The 25161-nt window shown below is 43.5% G+C and carries 30 protein-coding genes; 7 read left to right on the forward strand and 23 right to left on the reverse strand.

What is annotated here, in order from left to right; translation table 11 throughout:
• Positions 1-496: 496 nt before the first annotated feature.
• The 4 genes from ACY2VT_RS09250 to ACY2VT_RS09265 all read right to left on the reverse strand — a co-directional run bounded on the left by ACY2VT_RS09250 (position 497) and on the right by ACY2VT_RS09265 (position 5097).
• The gene (locus ACY2VT_RS09250; RefSeq protein ID WP_461879668.1) at positions 497-2047 is read right to left on the reverse strand and encodes a Mur ligase family protein; all 1551 of its coding nucleotides are present in this window, start codon (positions 2045-2047) and stop codon (positions 497-499) included.
• 101 nt (positions 2048-2148) lie between these two features.
• Entirely contained in the window at positions 2149-3516 is a 1368-nt protein-coding gene (locus ACY2VT_RS09255; protein WP_461879669.1) for an MATE family efflux transporter, read from the reverse strand.
• Positions 3492-3776: a hypothetical protein gene (locus tag ACY2VT_RS09260; RefSeq protein WP_461879670.1), complete on the reverse strand. Its 285-nt coding sequence runs from the start codon at positions 3774-3776 to the stop codon at positions 3492-3494. Before ACY2VT_RS09260 ends, ACY2VT_RS09255 begins: the two co-directional genes overlap by 25 nt.
• Complete coding sequence (locus ACY2VT_RS09265) at positions 3766-5097, reverse strand: MATE family efflux transporter (protein WP_461879671.1); 1332 nt, start codon at positions 5095-5097, stop codon at positions 3766-3768. Before ACY2VT_RS09265 ends, ACY2VT_RS09260 begins: the two co-directional genes overlap by 11 nt.
• Before the next feature lie 278 nt (positions 5098-5375).
• On the opposite strand from ACY2VT_RS09265, the gene ACY2VT_RS09270 reads away from it, so the two are divergent.
• Complete coding sequence (locus ACY2VT_RS09270) at positions 5376-5993, forward strand: hypothetical protein (protein ID WP_461879672.1); 618 nt, start codon at positions 5376-5378, stop codon at positions 5991-5993.
• A gap of 16 nt (positions 5994-6009) precedes the next feature.
• Here the strand turns inward: ACY2VT_RS09270 and ACY2VT_RS09275 are convergent, their stop codons facing one another.
• From ACY2VT_RS09275 to ACY2VT_RS09315, 9 genes are all read right to left on the reverse strand, one after another.
• Positions 6010-7188, reverse strand: coding sequence for a phosphopentomutase (locus ACY2VT_RS09275; protein ID WP_461879673.1), 1179 nt, complete (start codon positions 7186-7188; stop codon positions 6010-6012).
• A gap of 19 nt (positions 7189-7207) precedes the next feature.
• On the reverse strand, positions 7208-9052 hold the full coding sequence (locus ACY2VT_RS09280; protein WP_118741710.1) for an ABC transporter ATP-binding protein: 1845 nt from the start codon (positions 9050-9052) through the stop codon (positions 7208-7210).
• Complete coding sequence (locus tag ACY2VT_RS09285; protein ID WP_461876840.1) at positions 9033-10781, reverse strand: ABC transporter ATP-binding protein; 1749 nt, start codon at positions 10779-10781, stop codon at positions 9033-9035. Before ACY2VT_RS09285 ends, ACY2VT_RS09280 begins: the two co-directional genes overlap by 20 nt.
• Before the next feature lie 251 nt (positions 10782-11032).
• Positions 11033-12571: a ribosomal protection-like ABC-F family protein gene (gene abc-f, locus ACY2VT_RS09290; RefSeq protein ID WP_055265474.1), complete on the reverse strand. Its 1539-nt coding sequence runs from the start codon at positions 12569-12571 to the stop codon at positions 11033-11035.
• A 348-nt stretch (positions 12572-12919) separates the two neighbouring features.
• On the reverse strand, positions 12920-13129 hold the full coding sequence (locus tag ACY2VT_RS09295) for a hypothetical protein (RefSeq protein WP_055265367.1): 210 nt from the start codon (positions 13127-13129) through the stop codon (positions 12920-12922).
• A gap of 539 nt (positions 13130-13668) precedes the next feature.
• Positions 13669-14109, reverse strand: a complete 441-nt coding sequence (locus ACY2VT_RS09300; protein ID WP_461879674.1) for a hypothetical protein — start codon at positions 14107-14109, stop codon at positions 13669-13671.
• A complete protein-coding gene (locus ACY2VT_RS09305; protein WP_461879675.1) occupies positions 14106-14588 on the reverse strand; it encodes a tRNA (uracil-5-)-methyltransferase in 483 nt (160 codons plus the stop codon). The genes ACY2VT_RS09300 and ACY2VT_RS09305 overlap by 4 nt, the downstream gene beginning before the upstream one ends.
• Positions 14589-14632: 44 nt before the next feature.
• On the reverse strand, positions 14633-15028 hold the full coding sequence (locus ACY2VT_RS09310) for a DUF6431 domain-containing protein (RefSeq protein WP_461879676.1): 396 nt from the start codon (positions 15026-15028) through the stop codon (positions 14633-14635).
• Positions 15029-15030: 2 nt separating this feature from the next.
• The gene (locus ACY2VT_RS09315; protein WP_461879677.1) at positions 15031-15234 is read right to left on the reverse strand and encodes a helix-turn-helix domain-containing protein; all 204 of its coding nucleotides are present in this window, start codon (positions 15232-15234) and stop codon (positions 15031-15033) included.
• 113 nt (positions 15235-15347) lie between these two features.
• Here ACY2VT_RS09315 and ACY2VT_RS09320 point away from each other — a divergent pair, with 113 nt between their 5' ends.
• Both ACY2VT_RS09320 and ACY2VT_RS09325 read left to right on the forward strand, forming a co-directional pair.
• Entirely contained in the window at positions 15348-15851 is a 504-nt protein-coding gene (locus ACY2VT_RS09320; RefSeq protein ID WP_461879678.1) for a zinc ribbon domain-containing protein, read from the forward strand.
• Between the two features lie 25 nt (positions 15852-15876).
• The gene (locus tag ACY2VT_RS09325; RefSeq protein WP_461879679.1) at positions 15877-16413 is read left to right on the forward strand and encodes a hypothetical protein; all 537 of its coding nucleotides are present in this window, start codon (positions 15877-15879) and stop codon (positions 16411-16413) included.
• Positions 16414-16611: 198 nt separating this feature from the next.
• Here ACY2VT_RS09325 and ACY2VT_RS09330 read toward each other — a convergent pair whose 3' ends face one another.
• Together ACY2VT_RS09330 and ACY2VT_RS09335 are read right to left on the reverse strand one after the other, a co-directional pair.
• Complete coding sequence (locus ACY2VT_RS09330; protein WP_461879680.1) at positions 16612-17415, reverse strand: recombinase family protein; 804 nt, start codon at positions 17413-17415, stop codon at positions 16612-16614.
• A gap of 316 nt (positions 17416-17731) precedes the next feature.
• Positions 17732-18202 (reverse strand): J domain-containing protein, encoded by a 471-nt coding sequence (locus tag ACY2VT_RS09335; protein ID WP_461879681.1) that lies wholly within the window; start codon positions 18200-18202, stop codon positions 17732-17734.
• A 201-nt stretch (positions 18203-18403) separates the two neighbouring features.
• On the opposite strand from ACY2VT_RS09335, the gene ACY2VT_RS09340 reads away from it, so the two are divergent.
• From ACY2VT_RS09340 to ACY2VT_RS09355, 4 genes are all read left to right on the forward strand, one after another.
• The gene (locus ACY2VT_RS09340; RefSeq protein WP_461879682.1) at positions 18404-18574 is read left to right on the forward strand and encodes a hypothetical protein; all 171 of its coding nucleotides are present in this window, start codon (positions 18404-18406) and stop codon (positions 18572-18574) included.
• An 18-nt stretch (positions 18575-18592) separates the two neighbouring features.
• Positions 18593-18787 (forward strand): hypothetical protein, encoded by a 195-nt coding sequence (locus tag ACY2VT_RS09345; protein ID WP_461879683.1) that lies wholly within the window; start codon positions 18593-18595, stop codon positions 18785-18787.
• Between the two features lie 72 nt (positions 18788-18859).
• Entirely contained in the window at positions 18860-19162 is a 303-nt protein-coding gene (locus ACY2VT_RS09350; protein ID WP_461879684.1) for a hypothetical protein, read from the forward strand.
• Positions 19163-19299: 137 nt separating this feature from the next.
• A complete protein-coding gene (locus ACY2VT_RS09355; protein WP_461879685.1) occupies positions 19300-19668 on the forward strand; it encodes a helix-turn-helix domain-containing protein in 369 nt (122 codons plus the stop codon).
• 666 nt (positions 19669-20334) lie between these two features.
• Here ACY2VT_RS09355 and ACY2VT_RS09360 read toward each other — a convergent pair.
• The 8 genes from ACY2VT_RS09360 to ACY2VT_RS09395 all read right to left on the reverse strand — a co-directional run.
• A complete protein-coding gene (locus ACY2VT_RS09360) occupies positions 20335-20970 on the reverse strand; it encodes a hypothetical protein (RefSeq protein ID WP_461879686.1) in 636 nt (211 codons plus the stop codon).
• 130 nt (positions 20971-21100) lie between these two features.
• Positions 21101-21640 (reverse strand): hypothetical protein, encoded by a 540-nt coding sequence (locus ACY2VT_RS09365; RefSeq protein ID WP_461879687.1) that lies wholly within the window; start codon positions 21638-21640, stop codon positions 21101-21103.
• A 16-nt stretch (positions 21641-21656) separates the two neighbouring features.
• A complete protein-coding gene (locus ACY2VT_RS09370; protein ID WP_461879688.1) occupies positions 21657-22472 on the reverse strand; it encodes a hypothetical protein in 816 nt (271 codons plus the stop codon).
• Positions 22473-22757, reverse strand: coding sequence for an HU family DNA-binding protein (locus ACY2VT_RS09375; RefSeq protein ID WP_461879689.1), 285 nt, complete (start codon positions 22755-22757; stop codon positions 22473-22475).
• A gap of 48 nt (positions 22758-22805) precedes the next feature.
• Positions 22806-23162 (reverse strand): hypothetical protein, encoded by a 357-nt coding sequence (locus ACY2VT_RS09380; RefSeq protein WP_461879690.1) that lies wholly within the window; start codon positions 23160-23162, stop codon positions 22806-22808.
• Positions 23152-23640, reverse strand: coding sequence for a hypothetical protein (locus ACY2VT_RS09385; RefSeq protein WP_461879691.1), 489 nt, complete (start codon positions 23638-23640; stop codon positions 23152-23154). The genes ACY2VT_RS09380 and ACY2VT_RS09385 overlap by 11 nt, the downstream gene beginning before the upstream one ends.
• Positions 23621-24079, reverse strand: a complete 459-nt coding sequence (locus tag ACY2VT_RS09390; RefSeq protein ID WP_461879692.1) for a hypothetical protein — start codon at positions 24077-24079, stop codon at positions 23621-23623. The genes ACY2VT_RS09385 and ACY2VT_RS09390 overlap by 20 nt, the downstream gene beginning before the upstream one ends.
• Positions 24080-24441: 362 nt before the next feature.
• The coding region (locus ACY2VT_RS09395; protein WP_461879693.1) for a hypothetical protein at positions 24442-25161 on the reverse strand (720 nt) is incomplete at its 5' end.

Consider the following 25161-nt stretch of genomic DNA (forward strand, 5'->3'; position numbering starts at 1 on the left):
CCTTTCTAAAATACCCCTAGTTGGTTTTTGTGATTGATAAATTTTTCACTTTTCTTATCATAGCACTATGACAAGAATTTAACAAGTGTTTTTTTCGAGCATTTTCGTGAAATCTTTTTTCTCACTGAGCCCGTACGCTTCCAGAAGGGGTGTTCTGGATATATCTCAATACAATTATACCATTTTTTGTTCTTTTTCACAAGAATTCTTTCCAAAAACTTACAGTTTTGTCCTTCATCCCGCAGAATTCGTCTTTTCCCGCATGGTTCCCGGGTTTTTGCTTTCTGTGTTCAGTTTCACATATCTAACTTTCGTTCGTTATATTTTTAACAATTTTCCGTCATATGCGTTAGTTTCTGTCCTTCTTTTCTACATTTTGTAGGATGTATCCATCAAATTTCCTGTCTGATTTTCGTTTCTGCTGCCGCCAGACGCAAAAAAAGACACGGATTTTTCTGTTCCGTGTCTTTTTTGCTCTGTTTTTTCTGTTTTGCTTCTATTCTTCTGTTTCACGGGCCGTTGCCGCTTCGGCAAATGCATTTCCATATTCGGCAAGCGCCTCTTTTGCATAGACGGCATCTGACCGGTACGGCACATTTCCGTTTCCGACGTGTATCGTCACGTCCGCGCCTTTTCCAAGGATCAGAACAACCTCTCCCGGTACGGCGCCAAGAATCGCCTCCCGGATTGCTGCTCCGCGGTCCATGCGAATCTGGAAGGATGCACCTTCCTTTGCTATGTATCCGCCGATCTCCTCACAGATCGCCTGCGGATCTTCGTTTCCCGGATCATCCGGTACGAGGAAAATCCGGTCCGCCCGTTTTCCGGAAATCTCACCCATATCTTTTCTGCGGTTGAATGCTTTTCCGCCCGGGGCTCCAAACACAACGCTTACGCGGCTTCCCGGGTATTCGAGTGCTACGGTATCAAACATTTTTTCAAAACTCAGGCCATTGTGTGCGAAATCCACGATCGCCGTGACCTCGCCCGCGCTGCTCTCATACGTCTCCATCCTTCCCGGAACGGTGACGCCAAGGAGGCTTTCCTTGATCAGCGAAACCGGGATTCCCATCGACCAGGCAGCCGCAATGGCAGCTACGGCATTCTCCACATTGAAGGCTCCGTGCACCGGCAGGGTAAAATCTTCCGAGAAATCCGGTCCTGCCACATGGAAATAAAATTTTCCTCTGCCCGGCTTGATATCACTCACGCGGATTACAGCATTTTCTTTCGATCCAAACGTAACGACGCGCTCACATTTTGCCGCAGCTTTCAGGATTTCCTCGATATGATCGCTGTCCAGGTTCACGCAGGCGCAGGTGCAGCGGTCGAAGATCTTTAATTTCGACTGGAAATAATCATCAAAATCCTTGTGCTCCGTCGGGCTGATGTGGTCCTCGGAGATGTTCAGGAAAATGGCGGTATCAAAATGCGTGTTTCCGACTCTCTCGTATTTGAGCGCCTGGGAGGATGCTTCCATCACCATATGGGAAAGGCCTGCATCTACGGCATTGCGCATATGGCGGCACAGCTCCAGGGATTCCGGCGTGGTGAGCGTTGATGCTTCTCTCGTCTTTCCGTCGTAATATTCAATCGAACTTAACAGCGCACAGCCGTTTCCGCCCTGTTTTTTCAGGCAGGCATCGAGCATCGACTGCAGGTAGTGGGCTGTCGTTGTCTTTCCTTTTGTTCCGGTCAGCGCCGTGACATGCAGCGACTTTGCCGGATAATCGTAAAACGCCTCACCCAGCACAAACTGTGCTTTTCTGGCATCGTTGACGATGAGCGCCGGAATTTCTTTTCCCGCTTCGTATTTTTTTTCACTTACATAGGCAACAGCACCGCGGTTTACGGCGTCTTTTAAGTATGCCTCTTTGAATGCAGCTCCTTTGCAGAGAAACAGCGTTCCCTGATCCGCTCCGCCCGAAAAATACGTTACGAGGGTAACGGGTCTGTCCTCTCCTTCTTTTCCTTCCGGCTCTGCAAATTCCACCAGAAGGCCTTCCTGCTCCAGAAGTTTCTTATATTCTAATATCGACTGTTTCATAGGATATCTTCCTCTCTTCTATGGGATTCTTTTTCAGCTTTCCTAAAATCCAGGCTCCATTATACCAGAATTGAAACAGCTTGTCCATCTTGCGGCACGGCTTACATCATCTGCGCATTTTTCTCAAAAAGAGAACGAAGCGCTTTTGCGCAGTACAGGTACGCCGGAACGAGAAACAGATCGGCGAGAATCCATGCCACCGGGCTTGCGAAGCAGACTGCGGTGTAACCAAAATACGGAACCAGGAAAAAGGCTACCACCGAACGGCCGATCATCTCGCAGACGCCGGCAAGGATTGCAAATTTGCTGAAGCCCATGCCCTGCACGGTAAAGCGTACGACATTGACAAGGGTCAGCGGAATGTAAAATACCATGTTGATCAGCAGCATCTGACGCGCCTGATCGAGGATGACCGTCTCGGATGCATCCACAAAAAGAAGCGAGATCTGGCGGGACCACAGGAACATGACGCCTAAGACGACCACGGAATACACGCTTCCGATAATGGAACTTGTCAAAATACCGGTGTTGACACGATCCATCTTCTTCGCACCGACGTTCTGTCCGGCATACGTCGCCATCGTGGAGCCGAGCGCATCGAACGGGCAGCAGCAGAACATGGAAATTTTGCCGGCTGCCGTGACAGAGGCAACCGCCGTGGAACCAAGGCCGTTGACGGCAGTCTGTAAAATAACGCTTCCGATTGCGGTGATCGAATACTGCAGACCCATCGGGATTCCCATGTTGCACAGATTGATCACATAGTGCTTGTGCAGCTTCCAGTCCTCCCTCGTAAAGGTGAGGATCGTGAATTTTTTCTTCATATAAAAGAGACACAAGAATCCGGAGACTCCCTGCGCGATAATCGTTGCCCACGCAGTTCCCGCTACTCCCATCGGGCGGACCAGCAGAAGGTCAAGCACGATGTTCAATACCGAAGAGATGCCGAGGAAAATCAGCGGGGAACGGCTGTCGCCGAGGCTCCGCATGATCGCCGAAGTCTGGTTATAGAGCACCATCAGCGGAATGCCGAGGAAAATGACGAAAATATAAGCGTATGCGCCGTCCAGAATATCGGACGGGGTTTTCATCAGAATCAGAATATCGCGGCACCAGATGCAGACAAGAACGGTCATCGTCACCGAAAGAAGGCCGGCCAGAACGGCTCCGTTTCCCACATACCGGCACAGTGCTTTCCGATCTCCTGCACCGAACATCTGCGCAACCGGAATCGCAAATCCGTTGCAGACTCCCATACAGAATCCCACGATCATGAAGTTGATCGAACCTGTGCTTCCAACGGCTGCGAGTGCTTTCGCGCCTAAGAATTTTCCTACAATAATCGTATCGACCATGCTGTAAAACTGCTGGAACAGCATACCGAGCAGCAGCGGCAGTGCAAACCCCAGAATCAGTTTTACCGGGCTGCCGTTTGTCAGATCTTTTACTGCACTTTTCTTTGTTGCCATGTGATGTCCTCCCTGTTGTTGTGTGTTTTTGTTTCCCCTTTTTGTCGAATCTCATGCCATTTTATATCTTGTTTTCCCGGAATGCAATCCCGTAATACTGCCGAATTAAGGAACGGTTTTTCGTCACTTTTACGTGTTTTTGACGTGGCGGCCGCCTGTGCAGGAATCCTGTTTTCTCCGCATATCAAAAACGGCTGCGGCAGGTTCCTGTTCCGGAACGCTGTGCCGCAGCCGCTTTGCTGTTCTTTTTTATTTTGCAAATTCTTTCTTTTTCCAGTGAAGCAGAATCACCACCGCCACCAGTGCAGTGAGAAAATCGGAAACCGGCTGGGAGGCAATGATCCCGGAGAAGCCGGCAAGTTTTGAAGCGCAGAAAATTACAATGGCAAAAATCACACCCTGACGTCCTGCTGAGAGAATCAGTGCGCCTGCCCCGTTTCCGATTGCCTGGAAAATACAGGTCGATGCGAGTACGATACCTACAAACGGCATACCGATGAGCTGGACGCGTAGGATCTGCTGGGCGACTGCGATTACACTGGCATCTTTTAAGAACAGTCCCACCAGAAGCGGAGCCGCCGCACCGAGCACAATCGCCATTCCGGCACCGGTCAGTACTTCCAGAAGGAAGGCGAAACGGATTGTCTCGTTGAAACGTTTTTTGTTCTTTGCACCATAGTTGTATCCGACCAGCGGCTGTCCGCCGAAGGCAAAACCAACCATGACAAGAACGGAAATCATAATAATTTTGAGGGCAATTCCCATCGCTGCGACTTTGTCGGTTCCATACGGCTGTAAAAAGCGGTTCGTCAGCGTCACGCCGATGCTCTGCATGAAGTTGGTGACAGAGGCCGGAATGCCGATTGCAAGGACAGCCAGAACTTCCGCGCCGGTCACTTTCAGTTTCCGGAAATCGACGGAGAGATAACGGCATTTCTTCATCATAAAGATCACATAGAAAATATCACCGCAAATATTGCCGATGACTGTTGCAATCGCTGCTCCTGCTGCTCCCAGGCCGAGGGTGTAGATAAAAACCGGGTCGAGAATGATGTTGACCACGGCTCCGATCATCGTTCCGATCATGGATGCTTTGGCAAAACCTTCGGTGCGCACCAGGTTGTTCGGTGTCAGCTGTACGATGATAAACGGTGCGCCGAGCGCAATCCACTGGTAATAGTCCCCCGCATACTGCCACGTCGTCTCATCGCAGCCGAGCAGGCCAAGAATCGGCTGTTTTGCGACAAGCAGAATGATGCTGACCACAATGCCGACAGCAATCGCTGCATAAAAGCAGAATACGCTGATCCGTCTTCCGTCCTCGTACTCTTTTTTGCCGAAGAGGCGCGAAATCACAGAACTTCCGCCGACGCCGAAGATGTCTCCGAGTGCGATCATCAGCGTGAAGATCGGTGTGCCGAGCGATACGCCGGCGATCAGTGCGGTGTTTCCGGTCCGCGCGATGAAGAAGGTATCTACCATATTATAGATCAGCGATACCACCATGCCGAGCACAACTGGAAGCGCGAGGGTCATATATGCTTTTGACACTTTTGTTTTCTCAAATAGTTCGTTTTCCATGTTGAAAACTCCCCTTTCCTCTTTTTCGGTTACAGTTCACCGGTACCCAGCGAACTGTAACATTCGCAGCCCTCATTTAAAGTTTTGCTGTGCAAAAGGAGGGCTGCTCACACCTGAATCACTTTCTTACGCAGCGAAACAGCAAGTGTTTCACTGCTGAGTGAACAGTAACCTTTTTCATTCTGGTTTATCTTAGCAGACTTTCTTGCTTTTTCTTGTGTCATATGTCACAATAAGAAAAAAGTTTTCAAAAAATTTTCTGTGAAAGGATTTTTTCTATGAAACGAATTTTTGATCCTGCGCTGCTGGACTTTTATCTTCAGAAACATGAGATCCCGTCACTTTTCGACACGCCGGATCTCGCATTTTCTCTGTATCAGTTTGAAAAGGGCGAGCGGCTCGACACGCTGAATCCGGAGGAATACCTCTCCTTTCTCGTGGACGGCTCTATCGAAATCAGCGCCAACCGCGCCGACGGCACGAGCTACCCGATCGGTTATCTCGACGGCTTTACCTGCATCGGCGATATGGAATTCTGCGGAAAGCGCGATGATACGCACCAGATTGAGGCACGCACCACCGCGCTTTGTATCGTCCTGCCGCTTGGCGCCGCCAAAGAGCTTCTGCTGAACGACAATCGTTTTTTACGTTATCTTTTAACTTCTGTCACCGAAAAACTGATGCTCTACTCCAGCTCCCAGTCAAATTTTTCCACACTTGAGGAGGCATTCCTCTCCTACCTCTCCGAACGCTGCCCGGACCAGACCTTTTCCGGCGTGGAAAAGATGGCCATGCAGCTCCACTGCAGCCGCCGCCAGCTCCAGAGAGTTTTAAAGAAGCTGCTCGAAGAGGGACGGCTTGTGAAGCTTGCCAAAGGATCTTACCGCCTGACCTGAAAAAGCCGAAGTTTTCTTACTTCCAGGATTCCAGAATCGACGTTCCGATCGTTCCCTCCGGCATTTCCACGCCGAAGTTCTCTGCAACAGATGCGCCGATCACGGCAAAGGTGTCCTTCGTCTCCTGAAGGCCGCTTTCCTTCATGGACGGTGAGTACGCAAGGAGCGGCACCTGTTCTCTGGTGTGGTCCGTTCCGGTATAAGTCGGGTCGTTGCCGTGGTCTGCCGTGATCAGGAGCAGATCGTCGTCTTTTAACTGCTCCAGTAGCTTTCCAAGGTTCACATCGAATTTTTCAATCTCTTTTCCGTAACCTTCCGGGTTTCTTCTGTGGCCCCAGAGTGCATCGAAATCGACGAGGTTGACAAAGCACAGTCCGGTAAAATCTTTTCCTGCCGTCTCAATCGTCTGCTCCATGCCGTGGACGCTGCTCTTGGATTTCAGACTCTCCGTGATGCCCTCGCCGCAGAAAATATCGTTGATTTTTCCGATGCTGATGACATCATATCCTGCCTCCTGCATCGCGTTGAGCACGGTTTTTCCCGTCGGTTTGACAGCGTAGTCGTGACGGTTTGCGGTGCGGACGAACTCTCCTTTTTTCTTTCCGACGTACGGTCTTGCAATGACACGGCCGACTTTCCACTCGTCTTTCATGGTCAGCTCACGGGCAATCTCGCAGTAATGATACAGCGTCTCCAGTCCCATCGTCTCCTCGTTGCCGCAGATCTGCAGTACGGAATCCGCCGAGGTATAGACAATCAGTTCTCCGTTTTCGATCTCGCGCTCTGCCAGCTCATCGAGGATCTCCGTTCCGCTCGCCGCCTTATTGCCGATGATCTTTCTGCCGGTTCGTTTTTCCAGCTCGTCGATCAGTTCTTTCGGAAATCCGTGGTCGGTGAACGTAACGAACGGCTTTGTCGTGTAAATTCCCATCATCTCCCAGTGGCCGGTCATGGTGTCTTTTCCGTTGCTCGCCTCGTTCAGTCTTCTGGCGTAACCCTTTGCCTCATCCTCTGTCACACCGCAGAGATTTCCCATGCCGAGGCGGCGCAGGTTCGGGATTTCAAGGCCTCCCTGACTCTCCCAGATGTGGCCGAAGGTATTGACACCGACATCCCCAAACTTCTCCGAATCCGCCATCGCCCCGATTCCGAGAGAATCCAGGACGATCAGAAAAATACGGTTATATTTTCTCATACTCTTTACTCCTTTCTTTTTAACTCAGCTCAAACATTCCATGATAGAGCTGATAATATTTTCCTTTCTGTGCCAGAAGTGCGTCGTGGTCGCCGCGCTCTACGATATTTCCCTGCTCCAGCACCATGATCGCATTGGCGTTTCGCACGGTGCTTAAGCGGTGGGCGATGACAAATACGGTTCTGCCCTCCATGAGCTGGTCCATTCCTTTTTCGATCAGCGCCTCGGTTCTGGTGTCAACGGAGGATGTTGCCTCGTCAAGAATCAGCACCGGCGGATCGGCAACGGCGGCACGGGCAATCGCGAGAAGCTGGCGCTGGCCCTGGGAGAGGTTGGCTCCGTCGGAGGTCAGCATCGTGTCGTAGCCGTTCGGCAGACGGCGGATGAAGGAATCCGCATTCGCAATTTTGGCCGCACGTTCAATTTCTTCCTGCGTGGCATCGAGTTTTCCAAAACGGATATTTTCTGCTACGGTTCCCGTGAACAGATGGGTATCCTGCAGAACGATACCAAGGGAGTGGCGCAAAGCGTCTTTTTCGATATCTTTTACGTCAATGCCGTCGTAGACAACCGCACCGCCCTGGACGTCGTAGAAACGGTTGATCAGATTCGTGATCGTCGTTTTTCCGGCTCCTGTGGAACCGACAAAAGCAATTTTCTGGCCTGGTTTGGCATACAGGCTGATGTTCTTTAAGATCAGACGGTCTGCCGTGTAGCCGAAATCCACGTTTTCAAAACGCACATCGCCCTTTAATTCCGTCATCGTTCCGTCCGGGCGCTTCCATGCCCAGCGGCCTGTTGTCTCTTCGCAGACGGCAAGTGCGCCGTTCTCTTCTTTTACGTTGACCAGTTCCACTTTTCCCTCATCGATTTCCGGCTCCAGGCTCATCACGTCGAAGACACGCTCCGCACCGGCGAGCGCTGAGAGAAGGAAGTTGCTCTGCTGGGTGAACTGGTTGATCGGAAGCGCCGCCTGGCGGACAAAGACAAGGTAGCTTGCCAGGCTTCCGATATCGGCTTTTCCGTGCAGGGCGAGAAGGCCGCCGAGCACTGCCACAATCGCATAATTGACATACGAAATGCTGACAACGACAGGAACCATCGTCGCCGCATACCCCTGCGCGCCGGTTCCCGCTTTCCGGAGCTCCTCATTCTTTTTGCAGAATTCCGTAAAGCTCTCTTCTTCGTGGTGGAACACCTTGACGACTTTCTGTCCGGTGATCAGCTCCTCAATATAGCCATTCAGTTCTCCGAGGCTGTTCTGCTGCTTCGTATAATAACCCTTGCTGCGCTTTCCGCTGAACTTGATATACCAGAACATGATACCGTAGCACACCGTTACAATCAGCGAGAGCCGCCAGTTCAGGACATACAGCAAGGTCAGTGTTCCCACAATCTGGATGAAGCTCTGGATAACCATCGCAAAACTGTTGTTCAGGGCATCTGCCATCGTGTCGATATCGTTCGTGAAAAGACTCATGATATCGCCGTGGCGTCTGCTGTCGAAAAACTGCAGCGGCAGTGTCTGGACGTGTTCGAACAGATCGCGGCGGATATCAAAGACAACCTGCTGTGCTGCTTTTACCATGGTCTGCGTGTAGCCGTATGCTGCGAGTGCGCCGCACCCGAAAATGAGTGCCGTAATCAGCACGCCGCGCAGCAGTGTATGCACATCTCCGTCTGCCAGTCCGTTGACGACCGGGCGGATCATATACGTTCCCAGGAGATTAGCTCCCGCGCTGATGGTAACGAGTACCGCTACAACCGCCAGCATTTTTTTGTGCCGTCCCAGATAAGACAGAAATACGCGCAACGTATGTTTTAAGTTCTTTGGTTTCTTTCCGCTATAAGCTCTCGCTGCCATTTTCGTCTCCTCCCTTCATCTGCGATGCGTAAATTTCCTGGTAAATCGGATCGTCCGCCAGCAGTTCCGCGTGTGTACCGATCCGGTGAATCTTTCCATCATCGAGAATGATGATCTGATCCGTATTCATAACGGATGTTACTCTCTGTGCGATGATAATCTTTGTAACATCCTTCCGCGCCGCCAGCGCTTCCCGAATCTTTTTCTCCGTCGCTGTATCGACAGCACTCGTGGAATCATCAAAAATCAGAATTTTCGCCTTTCCGATCAGTGCACGTGCGATGCAGAGGCGCTGCTTCTGGCCGCCGGAAAGGTTACTTGCGCCCTGTTCAAGTACGGTATCAAGTCCATCCGGCATGCGGTTTAAGAATTCATCTGCACACGCCGCCTGGCATGCTTCCCAGATCTCCTCATCGGATGCATCCGCATTGCCCCATTTCAGATTGTCACGTACAGTTCCGGAGAACAGCACATTTTTCTGCAGGATAATATTGACCGCATTGCGGAGAGCAGCAAGATCATACTCCCGCACATCCCTTCCGCCGACACGGACGGTGCCGCAACTGGTGTCGTACAGACGCGGAATGAGCTGCACCAGCGTCGTTTTCGAAGAGCCTGTTCCGCCGAGGATTCCAACCGTCTGGCCGGCTTTTATCTTCAGCGTAACATCCAGAAGTGCGTACTCTTTTGCTTCTTCTTTGTACTTAAACGATACGTTGTCAAACTCCACGCTGCCCTCCGGAACTTCTGTTGCACCGTTTTCCGGTGAGGTGAGAACGACCTTTTCATCGAGTACCTCAACAATCCGGTGCGCACTTGCCATGGAGCGTGTCAGAAGCAGAAATACATTCGCGATCATCATCATGGAGTTCATGACCTGCATGACATAGCTCAGGAAACCGGTTAGATTTCCGACGGCAAGCTGTTTTTTCAGGATCATATTTCCACCGAACCACAGGATCAGCACGATTGCCGTATACATAACACTCTGAAAGGCAGGCAGATTCAGCACAGCGTAGTGAAATGTCTGTTCACTTTCCGCAGTCAGATCTGTGTTAACCTCGTTGAATTTATTCTCCTCATACTCATCCCGTACAAACGCTTTCACAGCACGGATCGTAGTCAATCCTTCCTGAATGACATTGTTCAGGCGGTCTACCACCGACTGCAGTCTGGTATACATCGGAGCGACTTTTCGTACGATCAGGGAAAGAATAAAGCCGAGAAGCGGTGTACACACAAGAAAAACGAACGCCAGCCGCGGATTCATATAAAATGAGAGACCGATTCCCATAATCAGAAGAGAAGGTCCCCTGGTGATCGGGCGGAACCCGGCGCTCACCATGTTCTGGATAACTGTGACATCTGTTGTCATGCGGGTGATCAGAGACGACACCGCAAAGTGGTCGAGGTTTGAGAATGCATACCGCTGCATTTTCTCATACTCCGCCTTCCGGATCTCGGCTCCCCAGCCGTACGTTGCGCGCGCCGCAAAGTGCGCGTATAAAATTCCGGTCACAAGCGCAAAAAGCGCACAGATTCCCATCTGAATTCCCTTGCGATAAATATAAGAGAGATCGCCGTTCGCAATACCAATGTCGATCAGATTGGAAATCAGGATCGGAATAAAAAGTTCAAAACACGTTTCTACCAATACCAGCACCGCTCCGAAAATCATGTCCCGTTTGTAAGGGCCTGCATACGAGAGCAGACGCTTCATATCATTCATCTTCTGTCATATCCTCCTTCAGCTGTTTTTCGGAGTTCATTTTACCATACCCCGACGCAGTTTTCAACGCGCCGGGGTATCCTGTTTGCTGTTCTTTTTTTATAATATTACAGTTCACTGGTTCCCAGCGAACTGTAACACTCGCATCCCGCATTTAAAGTTTTGCTTCGCAAAAGGAGGGCTGCTCACGCCTGAATCACTTTCTTACGCAGCGAAACACCAAGTGTTTCACTGCTGTGTGAACAGTAACTTTACAGTTTCACTGTCCGCGTCGCCAATTTTTTCTGAAACCGCACATCGTGGTCAACGACCAGCATCGTCGGGCTGGCGCTCAGGAGAAGCTGTTCAATCTGCATGCGTGAGAACACGTCGATGTAGTTGAGCGGCTCATCCCAGATATAAAGGTGCGCCGGCGTGATAAAACTTGCGGCGATCAGTACCTTCTTTTTCTGCCCCTCAGAAAAGCTTTCCATCGGTTTTTCAAACTGTGTTCTCTCGAAATCAAGCTTTCGAAGCAGTGTCAGAAGGAGGCTGTAGTCCAGCTTTTCCGTTCTGCAGTATTCGGAAAGTGTGCCGGATAAAAATCCGGTGTCCTGGCTGATATACGAAATAGTAAGGCCAGCTCCCACAGTCAAAAGGCCGCTTCGGGTTTCTATTTCCCTGTGATCTTGCATTCTGTTTCCCGTCTCCTCCGCCAGGTTTCGGATCAGATGCAGAAGCGTTGATTTTCCGCATCCATTCTTTCCGTGCAGAAACACGCGCTCGCCGCGGAGCAGTTCAAAGTTCAGATTCCGGATCACATTGCCGCCACCCGGATAACCGGCACACAAATTTCTGGCAAAGATAAGACGTTCTTTCGGATAGATGAGCGGCTGCACATGAAGTTTTTCTGTCTGCTCAATGTCCTGCAGCAAGCCCTCTTTTTCTTCGATCTCCCGTTCCATCCGCTTTTCATACTGTGCGATGCGGCTCTGCATTTTCTTCGTCTTGGCACCGATAAAGGCTCTTGTGCTTATGCAGCGGTCATGTTCTTTGATCGGGTCAAAACCGATTTTCGTGTTTTCATTTTTCTCCGCCCAACGGCTGCTTCGGTCTGCCGCGTGCCGCAGAGATGCGATCTCCTGCAGATGTTTTTCGTTCTCCGCCAGCGCAAACTGATCTTTCCGCCGTTTATTTTCCCACCACGAAGTGAAATTGCCGCTCTGTACTTCGATCGAGCCGCGGTTTAAAACAAGAACATGGTCAATGCACGCGTCCAGAAGATCGCGGTCATGTGAGACCAGAATAAAGCCTTTCTTTTTCTTTAAGTATTCCCGCACACACGCTCTGGCATCCTGGTCGAGGTGGTTCGTCGGCTCATCGATCAGAAGAAAATCATTTTCTCCAGAAAACAGAACAGCGAGCAACACTTTTGTCTGTTCTCCAAAGCTTAAAGTTCCAAACGGGCGGTACAGCAATGCGGCATCTGCCTGCAGATCTTCCATTTCGATCAGCACCCGCCACAGTTCGCACGATGGCTTCAGCTCATCAAAAAATTCTGCCGCTGTCTGCTTCTTCTGTGTTTCCGTCACATGATATGGGAAATAGTCAAACACCGTCGATGTGGAAATCTTTCCTTGATACGGGTATTTTCCCATCAGAAGATTTAAAAATGTCGTCTTTCCCTTTCCATTCCGCCCAATAAAACCGAGTTTCCAGTTGGTATCAACGGAGAAAGATATCTCTTCAAAAACCGGCTCAAAACTGCCCTCATATTCAAATGTAAGATTCGTTACCTGGATTTCTGCCATAAAAAATTCCCCCTTTGCATTGATGTTCCTGTTCTGTCGATGCAAAAAGAGGATGTTCTGTCCGCGCAGCGCGATAAGTAAAAAGACACTGTTCTCTTTTTTTCGCCCAGGCACCCTAAAAAGCCCCCTTTTACCGGGATTCTTTTTGAAATGCAGGCATCAAAAAAGAGAGGGGCCGATGAGAACATAACCCACTTTTGGCGACAGAAAATATAACAGCACAGATCTGCAGACGCAATCTGCTGTTTTCAGAACATCGTTTTTCTTTCAAATGTCTGTTTTCATGTCTTCAAAAGTTAGTTATTTCTCATCCTTTCACCTCTCTCTGTCAATTCTGTTCTTACCCTATCATACTTCTTGTTTTTCCGCAAGCCTTTTTTTACAGATTACGCGCGGATAACTGTCAAAGCGGATATTTGCAATCCACTTCGCTACTTGCCTGATTCGGTTAAACGTTTTCCGCTTGCCCTGTTTGAATTTCATTTTGATAACCAGAAGCACGCCCAGCACAATGCGTTTCCATATACTTTTTTTCTTTTTCATCTTCTCTCTTCTCATGCCATCTCCTTCGTGACTGCAAAAACAAGGCCCCGACGCCCTGTATCACTACAGACCGCCGGGGCCTTGTTACGTTTGAACACAAATCATGCTACTGCATGAATATCCTGATTCGGACAAATTCTGCTTGTCGTGGGACAAACCTCTTCATCCTCAAAAAAGGTAAATCTCACATTCTCCCACTTTTCATATTTGCATCACATTTTCATTTTCATGTTATAGAAAATAAATAAAATTTGTGTTTTATGTAGGCGGTTAAAATCGCATAAAATCAAGGTTTTTGCTCTATTTTTGATAACAAAAAAGACCCTGTGGGTCTGTATTGCTACAGACCTGCAAGGTCAAATTTTATGTTTGGACAATTTTTTCTGTTGGTTGGGAACTTTGCCCCATAAGAGGCTATTTTAGTTTCCCCTTCAACATAGAGATTCTGACCTTGATATCTTTATTATAGTATATTTTTTCCAAAAGGCAATCCTTTTTTATAATTTAAGGACGCACCAATCGGCACGCCCTTCTTCTCTTACATTTTCGCATAATTATTGGTTACTTTTAGGTTGCAGTTGTACTGTAAAAGTTGCTGTTCCTGTATAATGACCTGCGGAAAGACCGTCAAACATTGCATATACCGGGTTTTCTGCTGTCGTTTGATCTCTTAAAAATTTTACATTTTCGCTTGTAAATCTAACTGATCCTGTTGCGCCCCATTCATTAGTCATTGGTACTGCTTCTTCTGGCATTTTTATGCAAACTTCCTCAGAATCCGTAATATTCACATAATCAGCCGTAAACGTATATCCTCCTGCATTATTCAGATTGATACTCTCCGGGATATTTATGCAGAATGTACTTTGATTGTCGTATGACAACTGTACATTTGCTGTCTCTCCGTCCGTGTGTAACTGTGAAGCCGATACCGGCATGACACTACCAACCAATACAGAAAGAGCCATAACTGTTCCTATCAATTTCTTTTTCATTCTTCCACCACTTTCACATTGAATTTTACTTTTGCGCTATTGAGAGCTGTACCATCTTCTTTGAAGCACTCCACTAGTAAAGAACCATCATAATTCCCCGGTTGCAGTACATCATCAAGCTCAATGTCATAGTATCCCTTACCCGGCTCAACGCCTCCGGCAGATTGCCAATATTGTTGATCGTCAATGAATAATGTCATGCGAAATAAGCACGAATTTTCTTCCGGGTTCTTGAAATTCACTTTCTGATTTTTCTGATTTGTTGTGAATGTAAGAGAATCAAATCCAGGAATTTTTATGGTAGCTGTGTCTTGCTTTTCTCCATTGGGTAGACGTTGGTCGCCGTCCCAGTCTTCGGCATTTTCATCAACTGGCAGCAGAATTTTACCATCAGACCGCCCAAACAGAAAAAATATAGTAAAGCCCACAAGCAAAAGTAACAATAGACATATAATAAGGAAAGATTTTTTTCGTTTCATCACGCACCTCCGGCTTTATATCCTATCAGCCGGATATGCCTTTGTCATTGCAAGTCGGGTATGTTTTGCTTCTTCCAGCGAAAAACTGTACTATCTTCCATTATATAATAGTCACATTGCCCTTTTATCGCTGTATTGATTGCATCTTTTGAATATTGTTTATGCGGAATGATACAATCCGGGATCTCTATGTGTATCACATTGCACTTTTCACACTTCATACGGCGCAAACTAAACACATATTGTTCGCCAATTATGTCTTTGACTATACGTTTCCTGCTGCCGATTATCTTCATTGTCTGCATACAATCTGGACATTTGTTTTCATTATCAGTTTTTATCACATAGTAATTTTTTTTAGCATAATTGTATATTTTTTTCTTATTAACATTTTCCCCCTCTAAGCGCAAAAAAACTGGCATCATTCGTGCCAGCTTCATAATTATTCGCTTTTATCATGTTCTATGATATCCTGTACTTCACAGTCCAGGATAAAACACAACGCATCTAATGTTTTTGTAGTAATCGGAAGACCTTTTTTCATGCGATGAATGGTGTTTGCCGATATACCCTCTTTGTAAATCAAATGATATTCTGTAATATTCTTCTTTAAAAGCGTCTGAAAAAACGGATCATATGATATCATGCCATCTACCTCTTTTTAGTAGATTACCATACTTAACACGTTGACTATGCTTAATATATTGAGTATAATTTAGATAAAAACTACGGTCACAGATTTTTATAAAGGAGATTAGGATGGCTTTAATAAAATGCCCGGAATGCGGAAAAGAAATATCTGATAAATCAAAACAGTGTATACATTGCGGTTTTCCATTACCAACAGTTGAAGACGTACCAGACGGATTCTGTCTGATTGACGGTGTACCCCGTGATCTTCGTGAAGCGTTAAATAAGATTGACGATTATCCAACAATGACTCCTGATGAACAGAAGAGATTAAAAGGGTGGATTTTTGGTCAATGCCAAACTATCTCTATTTATGCTGCAGAACAACTTCTAAATATTATATTAAAAACTCATGCAGTGCCAAAAGAATTTGACGGATCATATAAAAGAGTAGGAAATGGGCGTATAAACAATATACAACCAACAAGCAAAAACACATTAAAATGCCCGAAATGTGGCTCAACCTCTGTTACGACTACAACAAGAGGATATTCCCTTATGCTCGGCTTTATTGGCAGCGGTAAAGTCATAAATATATGTGGAAATTGCGGTAATAAATGGAAACCTAACTAAACTCTAAAAACGAAAGGATTAAAAAATGGGAATAACTGATTCAAAAACAGAAACATCAACTAACATTGACTTTTCAAAAGAATTTATAAGTAAAAAAACGAATACAAATATCGGAATGTTATGTATGACTGTAGTATTTACCGTCTTAGGTGCGCTCCTTACTATTGCTGGACTTTTCCCGGCTAATTCCCCTGGTTTAACGATTTTGGGATTTTTAATTTTTATTGTTTTCCTCATATTAGATATAGCCTTCATCCAAGAATTATATAAACTTCATAAGTATAAAAATTCACTTTCCGATAGCAATACTATTCTTGAATTAGATAAAATGATGGAAACTGACAAAAGGGTTCAAGAAGCCATTGCAAAATCAAAAGAAGCACAAGCTGCGCAAAAACAACGGCAATACAAATTAGATCATCCTAAATGTCCGACTTGTGGAGGTACACATACTCGCCGGATTACAACAACAAGCCGTGCTATCTCCGTAACCGCTACAGGATTAGCTTCACGAAAACTGGGGAAATCCTTTGAATGCCTCGATTGTAAATATACCTGGTAATTTAGGTTCGACTTCTCATACCTTAATAGCAGACTGAGATAGACCTCGAAGCGGAATGAACGCCAGCCGGATCGCCGTGAAAATGTAAATATACCCCCTACCATTCTACAAAATAAAATGATTGCTCTTGCAGGGAAGAATAACCAGAATAAAAAGAACCGGGGATTTTCGCCCCCGGTTCAAAACATTTATAACAATTTAACACGACATTTCCGCTTTTATCTCAGCTTTATATTTATAGTAGGAATTCCGGCTAATCTGCAACATTTCAATACATTCAGCATCCGCAAGATTGCCCTCAAAAGTTTTACTTATCTTTATGATCCGTTCTTTCGCTGTCTTTGCCTTTTTAGATTCGTATTTACGACCTTCAACCCGTCCAACCTGTTTTCCGTTTAATTTGGCGGTCAAGAGTCCTTCTGCCGTTCTTTTTCTCAGGTCTGCAACTTCTTTCTCCGATTGCTCAAAAGCTAATTTTATTTGCTTTTCCGCTAAATCCATCATATAAGTATTTAATGCTTCTGCTATGCTGTTCATTAGTTTAGCTTCTGCTTTATCGCTTGTACTTGTATCTAATTTGATTTGCTTATTTAACTGTTCTTTATATGTATCTGTGTTTATATGTGGCTCTTTAATGAATACTAAACGAACTCCGATACTGTACAGTTCTTTGTATAGTTCAAATCCCTCGTCTGCATTTCTGCTCATTCGTGATACCGAATCAAAGACGATTGTTATATCTTGTTTCTCGGCTTCCGACTTCACAAGTTTGTATAGCATATTCCAAGACTTTCGCCCATCAATTTTTGTTCCGGTATAAACTTCTTTGTAGATTTTTGCATCCGGGTAGCGTGCAAGAATATTTCTTTCTTGTCTGTCAATGTTCTGTCGTGCCGTTGAAATTCTGCAATAGCCGATTATCATTTTCTTTTTCATGTCCTTTTTCCTTTCTTTTGGGACGGTGGAATGTACCATATTAAGCGTTCCGTTATCTTGATACATTCCACACCCGATTTTCTTTTTCCTACAACTCTATTTTTGGTACTTTTTGAATGACCGTTATTTTGGTACTTTTTCTTTTATTATCGCATATACGGTTTGTATAATTCAAGTACCGAATCCGTAACGCCGGACTTGTACAGCTTTCGTATGTCTTCAATCTCTTCTTTTCTCAATTGTGATATCTGTTTTAATAATTCTTTTCTTCCGTCAGCTCTGCTAACTTTGTCATTGCTGTGATAAATGATGTACTTCATCTGTTCAACTTCCTTTCCTACTATTTTAGTATTAAAGGGACATTACTCTGTCCCTCTAAGCTCTATGCACTTATACACATCTTTGTTTCTACTTTCTTGATTGTTTCTGATCCGTATTTATTGCGGATATCATCCATTGTGGTTTTTCCGTTACTTCTTGTCTGTTCTTCTGGATCATGCCAGTACCACATTTTTTTCTTGCTTGCCCAATGGAAGCCGTTACTTTTTAAATCATCTTTGCAAGTGTATGTGTTGCCGGACACCCAAATCCAAGATCCACATATTTCAATGTTAATATCAAAATTTATAATTATATTGATAATATCCCGAATCTGTTCATCTGCTGCCATATCATATTTTCTGGCGTTGGTTGTATCTGCTTTTGCTAACACTTTAAAGGTTATTTCGTATTCAACATTGATAACTTTTATAGCATCCTCAGAACCGCCGTTATCTGGATGATTTTCTTTTACCAGTCTTTTATATTCTTTTCTCAGTTCTTCTAATGAATGAATATCCGTGAAGTACATCATACGTTTTTCCTCCTTCGTTTTATTTATCTTGATTACATCTTACACTAATACTTGTGTCTGAGTCAATTGTGTTTTTGCACAAATATTAGTGTTTTATTCTCTATATTTTCTGGTTGATCTGCCAATTGTAATTACACTAATACTTGTGTATAATTATCTCAACAAAGCAAATCACAGACAAAAACATACAGGAGGCTACCAATGAAAGAAGCGGAAAGAAAGTTATATGAAAAAGGTTATTACTTATCAAATCAGTTTGACGGATTCTTTGGAACTATTCCAAATGAATACGAACTGGCAGACAGAAACGGGAATACAGTGATTGACCACTTGTCAGAAGCTCAGGTAATCGCATTATCAACAATCTTATAAAGAAAGAAGGGAAAAGCAATGACAAAAGTTGAAATGATGGCAAAATTAAAAAGACATAAAGGCGTTGGTGTTGAGATTACAACCGCAACAGGAAGCATGATCTACTATTTTTATGAAGATTTTGAAGAATCAACCGGTATCGACCGGGCAATGAAACAAATTTACCCTAAAATGAATAACGGCAAATTTGCCAAAGTTACATTTATTGCTTAAATATTCGGCTCTGCTGCCGGACAAAATAATATCATTGCTGACCTAACGGCACACGGGGAGAAGGAGAACCATATGCAATTTTTATTTTATAGAAAAAATGGAACATACAGCACTACAACCACTAACATTCGGGACATTCTGGCAGAAGTGCAGCCGGATGATATCATTGACGCTTTAGATTCTATTGGAATTAGAATAAATCGGTATTTTGAAACGATGCCCGAAAATACAGACTATATTCTGTGGGTGTCTGATCCGCTTGCAGAAGTTAAAAAAATATTTATGAAAATGTATAAAAACGGCGAAGAAGATACCGTTGAAGAGTTTAAAATTTATCCCGATGAAGTCCGGGCAATCGTTGATTATTTTTCATAACATTTATTTTATAGCTCATACCGGGGTGGCGTAACTGCTGCCCCTTTTTTGCTAATACTTAAATACACAATAATAAATGGACTTGCTAATAATCCCCCTAAAATGCTATAATATTAGTGTAAGAAGGAGATTCTACTATGATTAGTTACCAAAAATTGTTTGAATTGATGAAAGCAAAAGGAAAAAATACATCCAATATCAGAAATGATAATATTATAGGGCAGGAAACCTTGCGTAAATTAAAACTGGGCACTGGTATTCTTGAGGAATATAATTATAAAATTCCGGGCACAAAACCAGCCAAATACGAAAAAAGAACCCGTGAAACATCCGTTGACAGCAAATCTATTGAAGCTCTCTGTATCTGGTTAGACTGCCAGCCGAACGATATCATGGAAGTTATCCCAAACACCTGGGCAAACGCTGATCGTCTTTGTGAAGCACTTTCAGACAAAAATCATCAAGTTACACCCGATGAGCTTCCGGCAAAATTAAACATGCAATAATAATGTAATGATTACTTTTAGACAGTGGCGCAAAATCCGCTGTCTTTTTTTGCCAAAAACTGAAATCATACATCAAACCCCAATTATTCGGCTTTGAACGCTGCTTATTTTGGCAAGTCCGAATTATTCGGCTTTGGCTATTGAGCATGTCCATAATCAGCATAATAGGACTTCAAATAATTTTAAGTCCTCCAAACTGCAATTTGATTTAACTGGCAATGGATGCGAAAAAAATTCATGTCCTAGACTGTGTTCGACACGCTGCCCATTTTATGACCGTTTTCCGTAAAAAGGTGCGTTTTTACGCTTGTTCGGTGCGGAAAAGTTCGACTAAAAAACACGTACACGAAAGAGAGAAATTTGTGGATTTCTGCCCTATTTTCAGAGAGTCCATTATGGACTTTCTGCTCTTTTCTTAAACCGTGGGCGAAAAAATTTCGTTCACACAAGAAGCTCTTGCACAGAAATAAAAGTAAAAAAACAGAATGCCATGTTGGCACTGTGCTTGCCTATGGCGATTTTAGGTGTGCCACATTGGCATTCCTATTTTGCGTAAAAAAATGGAGTAGCAACACACACGGTCACTACTCCAAACGGTTATTGAATGAATTTTTATAATTTTGGAACGTCATGTTATCCCCGGAATTGATACAGGGAAAACAATGATTAAATATCTTTAGTGCGGATAAGACGAAAATCTATATCTACCGCCACACCATCGGCATTAACAGCACACTGATAGTATGCCCAGTTTTCTTCTTTGCTGGTTGGCTCTTGTCGTACAACATCAGCAAGGGTATACGGGGAAATTCCCATATTTTCTGCAGCCTTTACAAAATCATATTGCCGATATGATCCACCTTCATTTACTGCGATATCCGCTATTACATCCACTGTCCTGTGTATGGATTTCGGCAAGTATGTTAAATTCCTAGCTGCATGTATTCCGGCAATGCGCTCTTTACGATTCACACGGATTATGTGATGAACTTCAATGATGTCATTCGCCTTAATCCATGCCGGAACTTTTACAAAGGCTTGTGCCACCAATTGATGAACGGCAAATTTCTTGCCAACTCTATCATTTATTCTGGTTGTAACATGTTCATAACCAGTTGTAAAGTAAGTCTTTACAATCTTTACATTACCGCCTTTACGTTTGCTAATTAAACGTCCCTCAGAAGATATAAACCACCCCTTTACTTCCGGCACTGCCTTAAACTCTTCATCAGCAGATATACGACCGCCGATAGCTCTAATGTCCTTTTCGGACAGAAATTCATAATATTTTTCGTTGTTCATGTGCTATATATGCACTAGAACTTTTTGAACTTTTTTGCACTTGCTGAACTTTTTGAGTGCTTTTTTCTCCTTCTCATTTTTTGCTTTCGGGCAGAATCCGGCGATTCCACCCGTATATAAAAAAGTAATTTTATTGAAATTTTCTTTCGGTTTTTGCTTCGATCAGTTTTGTGATCTTAAACGACAGATCATCAAATTTGGGATAATTTGCAACAGCGATAGCCAGTTGAAACTTTTCACTTTCTGTCACAACCAGTTCATCCAATCTTGCTTTGAATTTTTTCACATCTGTAATTTTCAGCAATTTTTCGATTTCTTCATTTGTGAGCTGAACAGGGTATTCAGTAGCATCCGGCAAGTCAAACGCTGCTTTGTACAATTCAAAATCACAAATTCGGAAACAAGCGTGTGATCCTTTCCCGTCAATTCCGCAAAACGCTGGATTTTCAAGGGAAATTTGTGTAATAACCTCTTCCAGTGTCAATTGTCTATAAATTGATTTATGAAATGTTCCATCAAAGTGATATCGACTTCCCGGAACATTTGCACCATTAAATCTTTCTCCTGGAATTGTACGGATCTGAATACCGACATCCCACGGCACTAAATTTTCAATTTCAACTCTTGTTCTATCTCTGAATTCAGTTGTTGTACTAATCACATTATTCATCTTTCATTCTCCTTCGTTATTCAAAAATATCAATCATATCTGTAATATCTTCAACAGATTTCCCGTGAAATCCGTTCTCGAAAACATCATCAAAATTATCATTTTCTTCCGGCTCTTCATCGCCGTACATTGTGCCGATTGTTGCAAGAAAAACATTGTCAAATTCCTTATCTTGTGCTGTATTTCTTTCGACACCGCCAAATATAGAATCAAATTCATTTTCCGGCATTTCATTTCTTTCTTGCTTCGCTTTATCAAATTCTAAAAGCATAGCCGTATCGTCTGCCGGTTTAATCGTTATAATGCAAAATCCGCTGTAATCATAAACTTTAGGAATACGTCCTGTTTGCTTCCAGCCGTCACGGTATATAATTTCTCCGTCATTCTCCGGCGTTCCGACAAATTCAACGCTGCCAAACACTTTGTTTCCTTCTGCTATCTGTCGATCAATCCATTCGCAAAATTTAGGATATCGGCTTTCATTGATATAGCCGATTCCACACAGACATCTATGTACTGTTCCGTCAATCTCAATATCTTCAATCGACCAATCATCAAATGATCCAACCTGTACGGAATCCTCAAATACAGGCAAATTGTTCAATGTTCCCGTAACACCATGTCCGTAAGGAATTTCTTTGCTTGCATCCAAAAACTCAGCACATAACGGCATTCCTTTTACGGTATCTGCATTATCTCTTGTATATTGTTCAAGGTAAGTAATTCCGTTAATATTCCAATGATTTTCGTCTGGGTAAATCTCATGAAGGACAATCTTCAGTTTACGTCTACCAGTGATATCCTGGCAAATCTCTAATATTTTATTTTCCATTTAATATAAATCCTTTCGCAATGCTTCACACGGAGTAAACTTTATACCGCCGTGTGCCGGGCATTCTTCTAACTCTTTTGTATGGAAGTTATACAGCTTTTTTGCCGGAACTTCCTTTCGTTCAAATGTTCCAAGGTACGCAAGATGTACCTTTCCACGCTCCTGTAATCCCTCAGTAATGAGCGTAACAAATGTATCTAAATACATTTTTGCTGTCTCTTGATTTAATCCATGCATAGCAGCAAAATCTTGCACTATATTATATTTTGTAACACTTTTAGCCATATTCTTTCCTTCCCCAACCAGAAGAAAAAGAGTGCAAAAATCACTCAATTACTTCCGCTTTCCGTATTCGTTTCTGTCTTTTTCAGCAAAAAATCTCAGACTTTCAGAGTCCCTTTTCAGTCGGTGGTATTCTCCGATCACAGCAAGCATTTTCTGCATTTCTGCAACAAATCCAACATCTTCCCATGCTGCTGCAATTTTTCCAACAGTCTTGTAATAATCAAGATCACTGCTGCCATCGTTGATAAGGTGGCACACATCCGCTATATCAATATCTGCTCCCGTTGCAATTTTGGTTTTGACCGCTACATTCTCTGCAATCAATTCCCGTTCCTCTGAATTAAAATCGTATGATACGGGATGTGTAAGTTTAAACAAAAATCCTTCAAACGCTTTATTTTTCATCTTCGTTTTTCTCCTTCTTCGGTATAAATCCTAGCTCTTCCTGTAGCTCAACAACTTCTGTAAGCGAATCTCCATATTTTTCATGAATCACATTCAAGCACTCATCCACACGCTTTGTGATATGTTTCGTTGATTCACTAACGCCCAGTAGATAAATAAATCTGCTTAGCTGCTTAATCTTCCTTTCGTCCCCATCTGTAATAGCCTGCACAAGCATTTCGCTTGCTTTTCCATATATATCGGGATCATCATATTCAATTTGCGATTCAGTTAAAATTTTGAGAAATTCGGCATTTTCTACGTGAATATCACGATACGGCATTTCCCGGAGTAAGTGAATCTCCGTGTATGTATCGTTATAGGCGTATTCCTCGCCAATCCTGCGCCAGTACCGCATTAAATTATAAAATTTTTCCGTATCTTGTTCATTTACTGCCTTTTCAAAGGCTTTCCAATCTTTACTCTCCATCTTCTCCATTCTCTCTTTCGTATAAATTTGTAAGCATTTTTGCAATATATTTTCCTTTTGACATTCCGTATGCTGCTGCACAATCACTCAGCCAATCATTAACTGATGCTGGAATTTCAATTGTTGTTCTTACGTTCGTATCAAGCCGATTATTAACTATCCTTTTTGCATTATGTGGGAATCGTATAATCCTTTCACATATAGATATCTGTAGTTCTGCTGGTAATTTTGCAAGTGCATCTATTTGACTATTGCTTAATCTTTCTTTTTTATTACGGCTTATTTTATCTATGGTTTCCTCAAATTTTTCCGCATTATCTCCCAGATTTTCAGCAATGATTCTTAAATTTTCTGCATAATTTACATATGATCGTAGAGTCTTTACATTTACATTAAATTCTTCCGCAATCTGTTTTCTCGTTTTCTTCTCCATCTTTTTCCCTTTCAAAAGTGGTAATGTTACCTATAGTTTTTCCAGAAATAATTGTGGTAATGTTACCTATTTATTTTCCCCCCAACCAAAAAGAAAAGAGTAAATGTATTGTGGGGTATCTGTATATTGTAGATACTTTGAATTTTGCAACTACATGTGGTTAATTATCCTTTTTTCCTTTGGTCGGTATTATGTATGAGTGCAACAGCACTCATACATAAACACGCCAGTGTTTTCATATATTCTTGACACTATCGTGTCGCTATGCATCGCACTTATCCGTGCTTGCATAAAATATTTAACACTTTTCAAAACTTGTCCATTTAAAACGTATATAGAGAAGTGTTTATGTTATATGTTTTAATTGGACAACTTTTTTATTGAGCAAATAATTTATCCAATTCTTCATCAACATAGGCTTCATAGCTATCAATTACATTTACATTATTTTTCAACTTTACAAGTTTATCAGTCAGTATTTCTTGTGCCTGAATATAAGTATCTGGCAATCTGAATTCAGCATCTTTTGCATTGACTGAATCATAATGTTTTTTTGCACTTCTGTTCAGTGATCCGATGATATTATCATTTAATAATGCTTTCTGAAATTCTTGCTCAATTTTTGGTATTTCTTCCATAACAATATTCTGATTAAATATAATCTTGTATTGTTTAAAGGTGTACTTATATCCATACAGCTTATTTAAGTAGTAATTCACAGCTTTGTAAAATTCAGCAGCTTTCATTTTTAAATAAATCTGCTGTTCACTTTCAAATCCCATCTCTTTACGCACTTGATATTTAAGTGAAAGAATATTTTTTTTCATTCTATCATCGGCTAAAATATAATGATTATTTGTGTCAACACACACAACCTGCTCTTCAAATTCAATTACAAATCTGTGTTTTAGATTATTCATTGCAGAAAATAAAATATTCGTCAGCTTATTATCACAACGCTGATAAAAGTGGTTGATCTCATAATCTGTAATCACATAATCAATTTTTTTCAATTCTGAATTTGGCAGTGTCTTGTAATGTTGATTTACCATACCTAACATTTTCCACATCTTTGCTTTTGTGAAAGTGGCTGTATA

The sequence above is a fragment of the Fusicatenibacter sp. genome, assembly GCF_050872605.1.
Lineage (GTDB): Bacteria > Bacillota > Clostridia > Lachnospirales > Lachnospiraceae > Fusicatenibacter.